General features: G+C 64.7%; 11 protein-coding genes. 4 read left to right on the plus strand and 7 right to left on the minus strand.

Annotated features, from left to right (window positions below):
* The first annotated feature begins 122 nt into the window (after positions 1–122).
* A complete protein-coding gene (locus tag HH302_RS03755; RefSeq protein WP_172198368.1) occupies positions 123–1,250 on the plus strand; it encodes a hypothetical protein in 1,128 nt (375 codons plus the stop codon).
* Positions 1,251–1,372: 122 nt separating this feature from the next.
* Here HH302_RS03755 and ptsG read toward each other — a convergent pair whose 3' ends face one another.
* The 5 genes from ptsG to radC all read right to left on the minus strand — a co-directional run bounded on the left by ptsG (position 1,373) and on the right by radC (position 7,858).
* Positions 1,373–3,142: a PTS glucose transporter subunit IIBC gene (gene ptsG, locus HH302_RS03760; RefSeq protein ID WP_172198371.1), complete on the minus strand. Its 1,770-nt coding sequence runs from the start codon at positions 3,140–3,142 to the stop codon at positions 1,373–1,375.
* 29 nt (positions 3,143–3,171) lie between these two features.
* Entirely contained in the window at positions 3,172–6,171 is a 3,000-nt protein-coding gene (gene ptsP / locus HH302_RS03765) for a phosphoenolpyruvate--protein phosphotransferase (protein WP_253945984.1), read from the minus strand.
* A 455-nt stretch (positions 6,172–6,626) separates the two neighbouring features.
* The gene (gene rpmG / locus HH302_RS03770) at positions 6,627–6,794 is read right to left on the minus strand and encodes a 50S ribosomal protein L33 (protein WP_172198374.1); all 168 of its coding nucleotides are present in this window, start codon (positions 6,792–6,794) and stop codon (positions 6,627–6,629) included.
* A gap of 24 nt (positions 6,795–6,818) precedes the next feature.
* A complete protein-coding gene (rpmB, locus tag HH302_RS03775) occupies positions 6,819–7,052 on the minus strand; it encodes a 50S ribosomal protein L28 (RefSeq protein WP_172198377.1) in 234 nt (77 codons plus the stop codon).
* Positions 7,053–7,180: 128 nt separating this feature from the next.
* Complete coding sequence (radC, locus tag HH302_RS03780; RefSeq protein WP_172198380.1) at positions 7,181–7,858, minus strand: DNA repair protein RadC; 678 nt, start codon at positions 7,856–7,858, stop codon at positions 7,181–7,183.
* A 67-nt stretch (positions 7,859–7,925) separates the two neighbouring features.
* Between radC and coaBC the strand changes: the two genes are divergently transcribed.
* Genes coaBC through HH302_RS03795 form a run of 3 tightly spaced genes read left to right on the plus strand, consistent with a single transcriptional unit; the run spans position 7,926 to position 10,375 of the window.
* A complete protein-coding gene (gene coaBC / locus HH302_RS03785; protein WP_172198384.1) occupies positions 7,926–9,113 on the plus strand; it encodes a bifunctional phosphopantothenoylcysteine decarboxylase/phosphopantothenate--cysteine ligase CoaBC in 1,188 nt (395 codons plus the stop codon).
* A gap of 37 nt (positions 9,114–9,150) precedes the next feature.
* A complete protein-coding gene (gene dut / locus HH302_RS03790; protein WP_172198387.1) occupies positions 9,151–9,600 on the plus strand; it encodes a dUTP diphosphatase in 450 nt (149 codons plus the stop codon).
* Positions 9,551–10,375 (plus strand): ABC transporter substrate-binding protein, encoded by an 825-nt coding sequence (locus HH302_RS03795; protein WP_172198390.1) that lies wholly within the window; start codon positions 9,551–9,553, stop codon positions 10,373–10,375. Before dut ends, HH302_RS03795 begins: the two co-directional genes overlap by 50 nt.
* Before the next feature lie 26 nt (positions 10,376–10,401).
* Here HH302_RS03795 and HH302_RS03800 read toward each other — a convergent pair whose 3' ends face one another.
* Positions 10,402–11,355, minus strand: a complete 954-nt coding sequence (locus HH302_RS03800) for a transglutaminase domain-containing protein (RefSeq protein ID WP_371814559.1) — start codon at positions 11,353–11,355, stop codon at positions 10,402–10,404.
* On the minus strand, positions 11,352–13,865 hold the full coding sequence (locus HH302_RS03805) for a circularly permuted type 2 ATP-grasp protein (RefSeq protein WP_172198394.1): 2,514 nt from the start codon (positions 13,863–13,865) through the stop codon (positions 11,352–11,354). The genes HH302_RS03800 and HH302_RS03805 overlap by 4 nt, the downstream gene beginning before the upstream one ends.
* Between the last annotated feature and the right edge of the window lie 28 nt (positions 13,866–13,893).

Raw genomic sequence — 13,893 nt, forward strand, 5'->3', positions numbered from 1 at the left:
TCGATTCAAACGCTCTGATTGGCGTGCGGCGTGGTCTTCAGCACAGCACGAGAATGGGCTTGGCGAGCACACTAGCTGCGTTTCGCTACTCGAATATCTGGATCCTGAATGAGCTTCTCCCAATGACCGTAGCTTGGTGGCCGCAATCACGATATCTCCTGAAAGCCGGTGTTCGTATGCGCTGCCTGACTCCTTTGAATCGCCTGATACGCGATGGTGTCAAGGTGGAACTTTACGATGCTGCGCGCGAGAGTACCTACGTGAGCGTCATCGTTCAGGCTTGGTCGGTTTTCGATACCGCGCAGAACAGCCTGACTCCGGAGGACTTTCTTGCGCAGATCGGCCGCTTGAAGCAGCGCGGAATTCGTATCGTGGTCGACAACTGCGATAACCAGTTCTTCAATCCGAACAACGATCCGGCTTGGTCACGACAGATTGAACGTCTAAGACGTCTACTGTCTATGGCGGATCACTTGGTGTGTGCGACCGATGCGCTCGCGGAGGTCACGCGGGCGCAGGGCTTCACGCAAGATATCTCAGTGGTTGGCGATGCTGTCGAATGCGCCCGTGATCTTATGCCGGGCGAGTCGTGGGCAAGGCGACACCTCAATCCGATGCGTATTCCGGCCAAGATGCGCCTGATTGAGCATGCCGCTTGGATCAGTTGCTGGCGTCTGCGCGGCCATCTGCCGCTGGTTTGGTTTGGTAATCATGGAGTCAGCTTTGCCGAAGGAGGCATGACGGATCTGTCCGCGCTCCGAGGCCGACTTGAGCGGACTCATTCGAGGCGCCCAATTTCATTAACCGTTATTAGCAACCATCCACGGAAGTTCTCGGCAGAGTTCAGCGGTTGGCGATTCCCGACCCGTTACGTTGCTTGGGACCGCACGACGTTCTTGCCAGTCTTGCGCCTGCACGATGTAGCCCTTATACCTGTGCGCGATAACCCGTTCACGCGATGCAAGAGCAGCAACCGGGTCGCGACGGCATTGAACGAAGGCTTGGCTGTCGCTGCGGATCCGATTCCGAGCTATCAACCATTTTCCGGCATGGGCTGGTTCAACGGTTTCGACGAAGGGTTTGCCGAGTACCTCGCAAATCGCGCCATGCGCGCAAACCATATAGCGGCGGGCCGAAAGCATGTTTCTCAGCATTGCAGCATCGCTGCGATTTCGGACGCGTGGCGAAAGGTCATTGAGTCCGAATTGCACGCTGGAGCAACGCGAAGCTTCACTGCGGCCAGCGCTTAGTTTGCGACCATTTCAGCAGCGAATGACACAGCCGATAGACAAAGTCGTCGGATAGTTGACCGCATGATCAAATGAAAAAGGGCGCCCGGAGGCGCCCTCAATACTACAAAGGAAACTTTGAATCAGCGCAGCGCAGCGGCCAGCGCGTCCGCTTCGAGGCCGACGATCAGGTGCATGGCGCCACCTTCGACCGGCATCGTGGCCTGCACGCCGGCGTTCTTCAGCGCAGCAGCATCCACCTTGCCTGCGTCGGCGAGCTCGACCCGCAGGCGCGTCGCAGCTAGCGCTTCGAGCGCCTTCACGTTTGCTGCGCCGCCAAGGGCTGCGCGGATTTTCTCGGCACGAGCCTTCTGCTGGGCGTTGGCACCAGCCGGCGCTGCGGCGGCGGTGGCGACGGTTGCAACCGGAGCCGCAAGATCAGCCTCGGCGCCGGTGGACTTCAGGTAGTCCTCCATGTCGCCCTTCATGTTTTCAGACAGCGGGCCAAAGATGGCCTGGATGCCGTTGCCGACAACCACGACGCCCGATGCCCCGAGCGCCTTCAGGCGGGCCTGATCGACACGCGACGGGTCGGCCACGGCGATACGCAGACGGGTGATGCAAGCGTCCAGGCTCTTGATGTTGGCGCGGCCGCCGAAAGCGATCACGAGGTCACGCGCCTTGCCGCCCTTGCCTTCGCCCATGGCTTGCGTGGCGCCTTCTTCGGCGGCGTCTTCACGACCCGGCGTCTTCAGGTTGAACTTGACGATGACGAAGCGGAACACCGAGTAGTAGATCGCGGCGTAGATCGGGCCGAGGATGAAGACGTACCACGCACCCTGCGACTTGTTGCCGATCAGGTTGAACATCAGGAAGTCGATGCCGCCCTGCGAGAAGGTGAAGCCCATGTGCATGCTGAGCGTGTTCGCCACGAACTGGCACGAAGCGGCGAGCAGCGCGTGGATGAAGTACAGCACCGGTGCAACGAACAGGAAGGCGAATTCGATCGGCTCGGTGATACCGGTCAGGAACGAGGTCAGTGCGGCCGAAACCATCATGCCGCCCACGGCCAGCTTGTTCTCCGGCTTGGCGGTATGCCAGATCGCGATTGCGGCAGCCGGCAGACCGAACATCTTGAAGAAGAAGGCACCAGCCAGCACGCCTGCGGTCGGGTCACCCGCGAAGAAGCGGTTGATGTCGCCGCTCACCATCTTGCCGGTGCTCGGGTCGAGGAAGCTGCCCATTTCGAAGAAGAACGGCACGTTCCAGATGTGGTGCAGGCCGAACGGGATCAGCAGACGCTCAACGAAACCATAGACCGTTGCGGCAGTACGCGGATCGCTGACGGCGGCCCAGTGCGAGAAGGTCTTGATGGCGCCACCGATCGGGGGCCATACGAAGGAGAGCAAGGCGCCCAAGGCAATCGCGGCAATCGCGGTGACGATTGGCACGAAGCGCTTGCCGGCGAAGAAGCCGAGGTAAGCCGGCAGTGCGATGCGGAAGTAGCGGTTGAACATATAAGCCGCCAGGCCGCCGGCGAGGATGCCGCCGAACACGCCGGTCTGGATCGAGGGCAGGCCCATGATCGTATCCGGCTTGATGCCCATCAGGCCCGCCATGACGCCCAGCGTGACGGTCATGACGAGGTAGCCGATGGTGGCGGCAATCGCTGCAACGCCGTCGTTCTCGGTAAAGCCCAATGCGACGCCGATGGCGAAGATCAACGGCAGGTTGCCGAAGATGACGTCGCCCGCATTCTTCATCAGCGACAGAATCGCGAGGAAGACGGTGTTGGTGGTGTGGAAATCGGTCGCACCGAGACCGAGCAGCAGGCCCGCCACAGGCAGGACGGCCACAGGCAGCATCAGCGCTTTGCCGATTTTCTGCAGGCCAGCGAAGGCATTTGCAAACATGGTTTTATGACTCCTCAAGGGGACTTGGTTTAATCAGCGAACTTGGCAAGCCGGGCACGCACTTCTGCGGCCGTACCCAGCGACAACACTTCCTGCGCGAGCGCCTGGCATTCGGCCATCGTCACGCGCGCCACGGTGGCCTTGACCGCTGCGATGGCGGGGACCGACGCGGAGAGTTCTTCAACACCGAGGCCGATCAGCACCGGGACGGCCATCGGATCCGATGCCATGCCGCCGCACACGCCGACCCACTTGCCGTGCTTCTTCGCGCCTTCGCAGGTCAGCGCGATCATGCGCAGCACTGAGGGGTGCAGGCCGTCGGCCTTCTTCGCGAGCTTCGGATGGCCGCGGTCCATCGCCAGCGTGTACTGGGTCAGGTCGTTGGTGCCGATCGAGAAGAAGTCGGCTTCGCGGGCGAACTGCTCAGCCATCACGGCGGCCGACGGCACTTCGATCATCACGCCGACCTTCACGTTGGTATGGCCGGTGGCCGCTTGCTCCTCGGCGAGGATGGCTTTGGCTTCGCGCAGTTCTTCGAGCGTCGCGATCATCGGGAACATGATGTGCAGCTGTGCGAGCGGTGCCGTACGCAGGATCGCGCGAAGCTGGGTGCGGAACATGTCCGGGCGCTCAAGGCTCACACGCACACCGCGCAGGCCGAGGAAGGGGTTCTCCTCCTTCGGCAGCGGCAGGTAGGGCAGGGGCTTGTCGCCGCCGACGTCGAGCGTACGCACCACCAGCGGTCGCTCGGTGCCGAGTGCTTCCGCGACCGCCATGTAGGCGGCGGCTTGTTCTTCTTCGTCCGGTGCGGTGTCGCGGTCGTCGAAGAGGAACTCCGAGCGCAACAGACCCACGCCTTCCGCGCCGTTCGCCACACCTTCCTGCGCGTCCTTCGCGTTGCGCACGTTGGCGACGACTTCGATGCGTACGCCGTCGGCGGTATGGGCCGCCTTGTGCGCAGCGGCTTGCTCGGCTTCGCGCTTGGCGGCCTGGCGGGCCATGCGATCCTGCGCATCGGCGAGCTGAGCTTCCGTCGGGTTCTTGCGCAGCGTGCCACGCGAACCGTCCAGCACGACCTGCGTGCCATCAGCCAGCGCCAGCACTGCTTCGTCGATGCCGCAGACAGCCGGGATGCCCAGCGAACGGGCAAGGATCGCGACGTGGCTCGTAGCGCCGCCCGTGGTAGTGCAGAACCCCAGTACCTTAGAGCGGTCGAGTTGTGCGGTGTCGGAGGGCGTCAGTTCCTCGGCAATCAGAATCGAGCCGGCAGGCACATCGATCTTCGCTTGCGTAACGCCAGCCAGCGTGGCCAGCACGCGGCGCCCAACGTCGCGGATATCGTTGGCGCGCTCGCGCAGCAGCGCGTTGTCGAGCTTCTCGAGTTGCGCGGCGTAGCGGGTGAAGGCCTCGCGCCAGGCAAAGCCGGCGCTCTTGCCTGCGGACACGCCTTCGATGGCCAGGTCGACCAGCTCCGGGTCTTCCAGCAATTCAATGTGCGCGTCCATGATCTGCGCCTTGGACGGATCGCTGAGGTTCGCCTTGAGCGCTTCGATGGCCGTGCGGCCTTCGTGCAGCGCGGCGTCCAGACGGGCGCGCTCGCGTTGCGGCGATTCGCCCTTTTCGGCCACGTCGATGACCTGCTGGCGGTATTGCACGATGCGGCCAACGGCAAGGCCGGGCGAGGCGGATACGCCGCCGAGTTCGTCTGCATCGGTCGGCGTCGCGCGCGTCGGCGCGGCAACTTTTGGCGCGGCGGCTGCCGGCGCGTCGCCAGCCTTCTCGCCACAACCTTCCGATATCAGTTTGGCCACCGCAGCCGCGGCGTCGCGTGCATCCGGGCCGGTGGCCCTGACGACGATCTGGTCGCCCTGCTGGGTCGATAGCCCCATGATCGCGACGACCGATTTGGCGTTCGCTTCATCGCTGCCGCGAGCGATGCGGACGTCGGACTTGAACTTCTTCGCCTCCGCAGCGAGCACCGCTGCGGGGCGCGCATGCAGGCCGGACGGATTCGGCAGGCTGACCGGGCCAGCGGTCTCTGTGCTGCCGCCGACGGCTGCAGCGCTGCTTGCCGCGCCGATCAATTCAACACTCAGTACCACATCGCGACCGGCTTCCACTGCACCGCTCTTGGCGTGCATTGCGGCGACCTTGTCGCCATTGGCGATGATGATCTGTGTCAGCAGGCTGGCGGCCTTGCGCGCCACCAGATCCGGGTTGAAGCGGATCAGGGGTTGGCCGACGGTCACGGTGTCACCCTGCTTGACCTTGGGTGTAAAGCCTTCGCCCTTGAGCATGACTGTGTCGATGCCAATGTGCACCAGCACTTCCAGACCTTCCGGCGTGGTGATCGTCAGCGCATGGTGGGCGCTATGCAGATTGGTCACGGTGCCGGCGACCGGGGACAGCAACTCCGGACTGGTCGGGTCGAGCGAGATGCCGTCGCCCACCATCTTCTGCGCGAAGACCGGGTCCGGCACCTTGTCGAGCGGGAACAGGATGCCGGAGAGCGGGGCGACGATATCGATCGCACCGGCGCCGACAGAAGGCGTTGCACCCGCGAGGTCGAGCGTCAGCACTTCGGTCTTGCCTGCTTCGGCCTTGCCGGTAGCGGGCTTCATACGCGCCACGAGATCGCCATTGGCAATCACCATCTGCGTCAGCAGGCTGCGCGCCTTGCGGCCGACGAGATCGGCGTCGAAACGGATCAGCAACTGGCCCGCGGCGACCTGATCGCCTTCGCGAACCTGCGGCGAAAAGCCTTCGCCTTTCAGCATCACGGTGTCGAGACCGATGTGCAGCAGCACCTCGATGCCTTCAACCGAGCGGATCGTCAGCGCATGGCCGGCGGCGTGCAACTGCGTGATCGTGCCGGCCACCGGCGCGAGCAATTCGTTGGAAGTGGGGTCGATCGAAATCCCGTCGCCCACCATCTTCTGGGCAAAAACGGGGTCCGGCACGCTTTCGATCGGAACAATCAAGCCCGACAACGGGGCGACTAGCTGCAACCTGGGTGCGTTTGCACGCATTGATGTCTCCTGGCGGAATTATCTGGACTGGTCCGGCGCGACTCCCCATCGCATCGAACTAGGGGTAAACCCCAACATAGGGTTTACCCTAGTGCGCAATTACGATCAAGGACTTGAGTTACATCATAGGAAGCGCTTATGGGGTTCTGCCCACAAAGCTTGTCGGCGGTTGACGAAATCGGTATGGACCGCGCGAAGTCGCGCTCGCCGCTTGCTTCTTGTGGCGATTGAGGGGGGCGATGGATTTTTGTGCTGCGCGTGCGAGATGGCTGCCGCTGTAAGCGAGCGACTTGTACTCAGCGCTTCTTGGTTGCGAGGCGGCGGGGTGCGACTGTGCGGTGGATCGCGGCGGGGGCGGCGGGCCGGCCGCGGCGAATGCGTGAGATGCGGAGGCAGAAAAAGAAAAACCCGCCGATTGGCGGGTTTTTCATCGAGGCAAACCAGGTCAGCTCAAATTACTTGAGCTTGGTTTCCTTGTAGAGCACGTGCTTCCGGGCCTTCGGGTCATATTTCATGAACTCGAGCTTACCGGGAGTGGTGCGCTTGTTTTTGTTCGTGGTGTAGAAATGGCCGGTGCCCGCAGTGGACTCCAGCTTGATCTTTTCGCGACCGCCTTTGGCCATGATGTTCTCCTAGTGAGGGCGGGATCAGACTTCGCCGCGAGCGCGAAGCTCGGCGAGGACGACCTCGATGCCCTTCTTGTCGATCGTGCGCAGACCCGCGTTGGACACACGCAGACGGACGAAGCGGTTCTCGCTCTCAACCCAGAAACGGCGCGACTGCAGGTTGGGCAGGAAGCGACGCTTGGTCTTGTTGTTTGCGTGCGAGACGTTGTTGCCCACCATGGGGCCTTTACCGGTAACTTGACAGACGCGGGACATGAAACGCTCCGATGAACCTGTTTGCTCGAAACCCACGATTCTATCCAGAAATACGGTGACGAATCAAGCTCTTTCGGTGGATAGATCGGGTGGCGCGGTGTGGAAAGATCCAAAGAGCATGTGTTGGCTCAGAGAAGGCCACGCTCGGCGAAGGAGAGGGGGCGCGCGTTGCCGGCCACGATGAAGTGATCCAGCACGCGTACGTCGACCAGCGCCAATGCCTGCTTCAGGCTGCTCGTCAATAGTTCATCGGCGCGACTCGGTTCGCTGCAGCCGGACGGGTGATTGTGCGCAAAGATCGCAGCCGCGGCGTTGCGTGCGAGCGCGAGCTTCACCACTTCGCGCGGGTACACGCTGGTCTGGTCGAGCGTGCCGCGAAACAGCTCTTCGGCATGGATCAGGCGATTCTGCGCGTCGAGCAGGATCACCATGAAGACCTCGTAGGGCAGGGCGGCAAGCTTAAGGCGCAGCCAATCGCGCACAGCGCCGGGCGAACTGAGCAGATCGCGTTCGCGCATTTCTTCACCTAGCGCGCGACGCGCCATCTCGATCACTGCCTGCAACTGCGCGAACTTCGCGCTGCCCATGCCGGGCACGGCGGCGAAGTCGTCGACCGGCGCCGCGAACAGGCGCGTCAGGCTACCAAAGCGGGCGATCAGGTCGCGAGCGAGGTCAACGGCGCTCTTTCCCTTGATGCCGACACGCAGGAAGATCGCCAGCAGTTCAGCGTCGGACAGCACCGCAGCACCATGCGCCAGCAGGCGCTCGCGTGGGCGTTCGTCTTCGGGCCAGTCGGTGATAGCCATGTCGTGTCCTTGCAGCGGGGCGGTAGAATCGGGCCTCCATCGTGCCGCGTAATCTGGAATTCATGTCATGAGCATTTTCACGGGCAAGCGCATCGTGCTGGGGGTTGCGGGCGGCATAGCGGCCTACAAGGCGGCCGATCTCGCGCGGCAACTGGGCAAGGCCGGTGCGGATGTGCACTGTGTGCTGACCGAGGGCGGCGCCCACTTCGTGACGCCGGTCACTTTTCAGGCGCTGACCGGCAACCCGGCGTGGACCGATGCATGGGATTCCCGCCAGAGCCGCAACATGGCGCATATCGATCTCACTCGCGGGGCTGATCTGCTCCTGGTGGCGCCCGCCACCGCCGATGTGATGGCGAAGTTCGCGCACGGCCTGGCGGACGACCTGCTGACCACCCTGGTGTTGGCACGCGAGTGCCCGCTTGCGGTTTGCCCCGCCATGAACCGGCAGATGTGGGAGAACCCGGCGACTCAGCGCAACCTCGCCCAACTGCGCGCGGATGGTGTGGCGGTCTTCGGCCCGGCTTCCGGCGAGCAGGCCTGCGGCGAAGTGGGCATGGGCCGAATGCTGGAGCCACTTGAGATCGTCGCCGAGGTGGCGGCCTTCTTCACGCCCAAGCGGCTGGCTGGCAAGCGTGTGCTGATCACCGCAGGGCCGACCTTCGAACCGATCGACCCGGTGCGCGGCATTACCAACATCAGCTCCGGCAAGATGGGCTTTGCGCTGGCTCGCGCGTGCGCGGATGCTGGCGCCGAAGTGACGCTGGTGGCCGGCCCGGTTGCACAGGCGACGCCGCGTGGCGTGACCCGGATCGATGTGCAGACCGCCTTGCAGATGCGCGATGCCGTGATGCGCAACGTGCTGGCCGCCAATGTTTTCATCGGCGTTGCAGCGGTGGCTGACTACAGGCCAGCGACAGCGGCCGATCACAAAATGAAAAAGGCCGGTGGCGACGGCTTGACGATCGAACTGGTGCAGAACCCGGACATCCTCGCCGAAGTGGCGTCGCTACCCAATCCGCCGTTCTGCGTGGGCTTTGCGGCCGAGAGCCAGAATCTCGACGAGTATGCGGCGACCAAACGCGCCAAGAAGCGTGTGCCACTCCTGGTCGGCAATCTGGTGCAAGACGGCATGGGCGGCGACGATAACCGTGTGGTGTTGTTCGACGATTCGGGCCGCCATGAGGTCCCGCACGGCCCCAAGGACGCCGTTGCCGAAGCCATTGTTGAGCACCTGGCCGGCATGCTGGCTTGACCCGAACCATTACGACCACGAATCTGGAGCCCGACCCATGCACCACATCGACGTGAAACTGCTCGACCCGCGCCTCAAGGAGAGCCCGCCGCACTACGCCACCCACGGCTCGGCTGGGCTTGACCTGCGTGCCTGCCTGGATGCGCCGGTCACGCTGGAGCCGGGGGCGACCTTCCTGGTCCCGACCGGCATGGCGATCCATCTGGCCGATCCGGGCCTCGCTGCGATGATCCTGCCGCGTTCGGGGCTCGGGCATAAGCACGGCATCGTGCTGGGCAACCTGGTCGGGCTGATCGATTCGGACTATCAAGGCCAGATCTTTGTGTCGGTCTGGAATCGCGGCAACAAGACCTTTGTCATCGAGCCGATGGAGCGCATCGCGCAGCTGGTGGTCGTGCCGGTGCTGCAAGTGGGCTTCAACGTGGTTGAAGAGTTTGATGTGTCGCATCGCGGCGAAGGCGGTTTCGGCAGCACTGGCCGGGCCTGACGGGGCGCGGGTGGTGCGGATTCGGCTGCGCGTTGTCTGCGCGCTGCTCGTCGCGGGCCTGTTGCCGGATGCGGCGGTTGCGGCTGACGAGTCGGTCAGCGTCGTGTTTCGTAACAAGCCGCCGTACAGCTACGTTGAAAACGGCGTTCAGAAGGGCTTTCTTCTAGCGCGTGCGCAGCAGTTGTTTGCTGCCGCCGGCTTGCGCGCACGTTTTGAAGAGATGCCGCCCGCGCGCATGTGGGCGGAGTTGCGTGCAAATGCCGCGCCGCTGTGTTCCTTCGGCTGGTACCGGCTGCCTGAGCGTGAGGCCTTCGCGCGCTTCTCGCTGCCGATTCATACCGACCGACCTCAGGTCGTCTTGACGCGGGCCGACATGGCGCCGCGCTTGCGCCGCCACACGAGCTTTGCGGCCTTGCTGCAGGCGGGGGATCAGCGCTTTGGCGTGGTCGACGCGGTGTCCTACGGCCCAGAACTGGATCGTTTGATTGCCGGCGCACGTGTGCCGGTATCCAGGGTGCTGGACGCGCCGGTGCGCGCGATCTGGATGCTTGCTGCGGGGCGTTTCGACTTCATGATCGTCGATCAGGACGATCTTGATTTCTACCTTGCGAACACGCCGGACCTGAAGAACCAGAAGCTTGAGCGGGTGGATTTCCCGGACATGCCACCCGGCATGACGCGGCATATCCTGTGCAGCCGCCAGGTGCCGGAGGCCTGGATGCAACGCCTTGACGATGCGATTCGCAAACAGGTTGAGACGCCCCGCAAGCGCTAGCGGCGCACTGGAGTGCGCGCGTCTACTTACGCCCGGCGCGTGGCGCCGAGTAAGGCGGCGTAGTCCGCTTCCGGCACGACGCTGACCTCGATGCTGGGGGTGTGCTCGCCGCCGCCGACGATCACGCCGCGCAGCGGTGTCACGTCGCCGAAATCCCGCCCCCAGCCTAGCGTGATATGGCCGATACCCGCCTGCACGCCATTCGTTGGGTCAAATTCCACCCAACCGGCGTTGGGGCACCACACTGCGATCCAAGCGTGACTCGCGTCCGCACCGACCAGGCGCGGGGAGCCGGGCGGGGGGGTGGTCAGCAGGTAGCCGCTCATGTAGCGCGCGGCAAGACCGAGGGACCGCAGCGCGGAGAGCATCAGATGCGCGAAGTCCTGACACACCCCGCGGCGCTGGCGCAGGACTTCCATGACGGGCGTCGCGACGTGGGTGGCTTCCGGATCGAACGCGAATTCCGCATGGATGCGGTCATTGAGTGCCCGCACGCCGTCAAGGAGCGGCTTGCCCGGGGCAAACGAACGGGCGGCCCATTCGGCCAGGTCGCGTTTGACGCGCACATGGCGCGACTCAAAGAGGAAGCGTGCTGCGTCGCGCTCGCCCGCATCCGGGCGGTGGCCCGCGCGGAAGACCATGCGGTCGCGCACCGACTCCCATTTCGGCGATTCGCCAGCCTCTGGCCGTTCGCTGAGCTCGACCCAGCTCCGCGCATGCACATCCAGGCCGTGATGCTGGAGCGCGATGGCCAGCGTTTCGATCGGGTTGCCAAATGCGTCGAGCCCCGTCAGCCGTTCTGACGGCGCCGGGTCTGCGTCGAGTTCATGCGAGATCACGCGTTGCCATGGCAGCTCGCGCGGCGTCAGATGCAACACATGGCGCCCGAGCGCGACCGGCCGGCCGTAGTCGTAGCGTGTGAGGTGCGAGACGAAGTAGCGAGCCACTACATCAGCACCGCTTTCTGCGACAGCGCTCACGCCGCCTCCGCACTGCGCAGCGCCTGCTCGGCGTGGCTGAAGAAGCGCAGCGAGAGCTCGTCGGACAAGCCCCAGGCCGCACGCTGTGCGCGCGCCGCAAAGGCGGCGAGCGCGTCGAGTTGCGGGCTACCCGGTGCGGCTTCGCCGAGCAGCGCGAGGTTGTGATAGCGCGTGGGGTCGAAACGCCGCAGGGTTTCCAGGAGCGGTGCGGGATCGTTCTCGAAGCGCACGCCGAAATCACGCCCGAGGCGGCTGAGGTAGCGCGCGAGCACGTCGAGCTGGAAGCCCAGCGCATGGGGGTTGTCGCGGTCGAAGACGATCAGGTCCAGCACCGGTAGCATTTCTGGTTGGCGCTGGTAGCGACTGCGGTAGGTGACGATGCTGTTGGTGGCCTCCAGCAGCCACTCGAGCCCGTCGGCATGCTGTCGGGTGTCGCCTTGCAGGTAATGACTGATCAATCCGCCGAGGCTGGCGAGGCGTTCGATACGGCGCCCCAGCAGCAGGAAACGCCAGCCGGCGTCGCGCACCATGTCGTCCATTGCAAAGCCCGCGAAGGATACGCACAGCAACATTGCGTGATCGAGCGCTTCCGCCGCGCCCGCGATGCCCGGCGCGGCGTGTTCCAGCACTTGCGGCAGGCGGTTGAGCGCGTGCCAGTTGTCCGCCGATAGCCGTTCGCGAATCTGGCTGCCGGCGCGCTGCAGGCGCCGCGCATTGGCGTGCAGGCTGCCCACCGCTTGGGTGTCGAGGATGGCATCGAGCCATGCATCGTCGGGTGGCAGATCGGGTGCAGTACCCTCGTCGTCGGGCTCGCTAAGCAGGCCTTGCGCACGCGCAACGGCGGCGAGCGACGGCAGGCCGCTCAGCGCGTCGGCGTCGCCATCCGACAGGCGGTTGATGGCCGCGCGCAGCAGGCGTACCTGCGCCTCACAACGTTCCGCGTAGCGACCAAGCCAGAACAGGTTTTCCGCGATGCGGGAGGGAATCACCGCTTCGGCGCGCAGCAGCTCGGGCGGTGTGATCGGGGCGCTTGCCAGGGGTTCGCGCGCGACCGGCGCATTGCTGAGTACCCAGATGTCCTTGCTGGCGCCACCACGCTGCATCGTGACGACGTCGTCGCCCGCTTCGGGCGCGACACGTGCGAGGCCACCAGGCATGACGCGGTAGCCATCCGGGGTTGCCAGCGCGAAGACCCGCAGGCCGACCGAGCGCGGCGCCACCCGGCCGTCGGCCTGCAAGGACGGTGCTTGAGACAGCCTTACCCATTCCTGCGCGAGGAAGGCGTGAGGCGTTGCGCGCAGGCGTTCGGCGAGCGCGGCGCGGCCGGCCGAATCAAGCCGGTGGCCGAATACCGGCTCGGGGCTCATGCCGGGGAATGCCGGTTTGATGACGAGTTCGTCCAGATGCTCCAGCACATGGGCGAGCGCGGGCGCCTCCCCGCACCACCAGGTGGCGACGGAGGGCAGGCGCATGGTTTCGCCGAGCAGGCGTTCGCAAATGCCGGGCAGAAAGCCGTGGATGCCGGTTGTTTCCAGCACGCCACTGCCAAGCCCGTTGGCGACCAGCACGTTGCCAGCACGCACCGCGGCGAGAAGGCCGGGTACGCCGAGCGCGGAATCCGCCCGCAGTTCCGCCGGGTCGCAGTAGTCGTCGTCGAGCCGGCGAAGGATTGCGTGTACCGGTTGCAGGCCCTGCAGCGTCTTCATGTAGACGCGGTCTTGCCGCACTGTCAGGTCCTGCCCCTCGACCAGCGCGAAGCCAAGGTGGCGGGCGAGCAGCGAATGCTCGAAGTAGGTTTCGTTCCAGGGGCCGGGTGTCAGCAGCACGATGCGCGGCGTTTCGCCCGCTGCGACCGGTGCGATCTGGCTGATCGCGTCGCGCAAGCTGCGCAGAAAGTCCGCCAGGTGGGCGACATGGGCGCTGCGGAAGAGATCGAGCTGGCCGCGTGCCACAAGGCGACGGTTCTGCATCGCGTAACCCACACCGGATGGGCCTTGCGTGCGGTCATGCACCACCCACCAGCGGCCATCTTCCGAGCGCGCCAGATCGGCTGCGTACAGGTGCAACCAACGCCCGCCGACCGGCGTGATGCCCTGACAGGGCCACAGATAACCGGGGTGGCCGAAGGCAAGCGCCGGCGGCAGCAGGCCTTCGCTGATCAATTCCTGCGGGCCATAGAGGTCGGCGAGGATGCGGTCGAACAGTTGAGCGCGCTGCGCGATGCCGAGCGAGATCGTCTGCCAGTCGTCGGCGCTGATCACCAGCGGAATCGGGTCAAGCGACCAGGGGCGGTCCGCGCCTTGCGGATCGGCATAAACGTTGTAGGTTACGCCGTCGAGTTCGACCATGCGTCGAAGCGCGTCGGCCTGTCGCGACAGCGCCTTGCCGCCGCCTGCGTTCAGCGCGGCGACCAGCGCCTGCCATGCCGCGCGCGGGCGACCGTCCGCCTCGAATGCTTCGTCGAAATGGCGGGGCGGGCAGCGGTAATGGGCGAAGGGTGCTGCAGGCATCAGTCAGCTAATGGGCACGGCGAGCCGG

This window comes from Niveibacterium sp. COAC-50 (genome assembly GCF_013184235.1).
GTDB classification, from domain to species: Bacteria; Pseudomonadota; Gammaproteobacteria; order Burkholderiales; family Rhodocyclaceae; genus Niveibacterium; species Niveibacterium microcysteis.

Excerpts from the sequence above, each read along its gene's own strand:
- HH302_RS03755 (WP_172198368.1), top strand. The coding sequence starts at position 123 with ATGACCGTAGCTTGGTGGCCGCAATCACGATATCTCCTGAAAGCCGGT.
- radC (WP_172198380.1), bottom strand. The coding sequence starts at position 7,858 with ATGGCTATCACCGACTGGCCCGAAGACGAACGCCCACGCGAGCGCCTG.
- ptsG (WP_172198371.1), bottom strand. The coding sequence starts at position 3,142 with ATGTTTGCAAATGCCTTCGCTGGCCTGCAGAAAATCGGCAAAGCGCTG.
- HH302_RS03805 (WP_172198394.1), bottom strand. The coding sequence starts at position 13,865 with ATGCCTGCAGCACCCTTCGCCCATTACCGCTGCCCGCCCCGCCATTTC.
- rpmG (WP_172198374.1), bottom strand. The coding sequence starts at position 6,794 with ATGGCCAAAGGCGGTCGCGAAAAGATCAAGCTGGAGTCCACTGCGGGC.
- HH302_RS03795 (WP_172198390.1), top strand. The coding sequence starts at position 9,551 with ATGTGTCGCATCGCGGCGAAGGCGGTTTCGGCAGCACTGGCCGGGCCT.
- dut (WP_172198387.1), top strand. The coding sequence starts at position 9,151 with ATGCACCACATCGACGTGAAACTGCTCGACCCGCGCCTCAAGGAGAGC.
- coaBC (WP_172198384.1), top strand. The coding sequence starts at position 7,926 with ATGAGCATTTTCACGGGCAAGCGCATCGTGCTGGGGGTTGCGGGCGGC.
- ptsP (WP_253945984.1), bottom strand. The coding sequence starts at position 6,171 with ATGCGTGCAAACGCACCCAGGTTGCAGCTAGTCGCCCCGTTGTCGGGC.
- rpmB (WP_172198377.1), bottom strand. The coding sequence starts at position 7,052 with ATGTCCCGCGTCTGTCAAGTTACCGGTAAAGGCCCCATGGTGGGCAAC.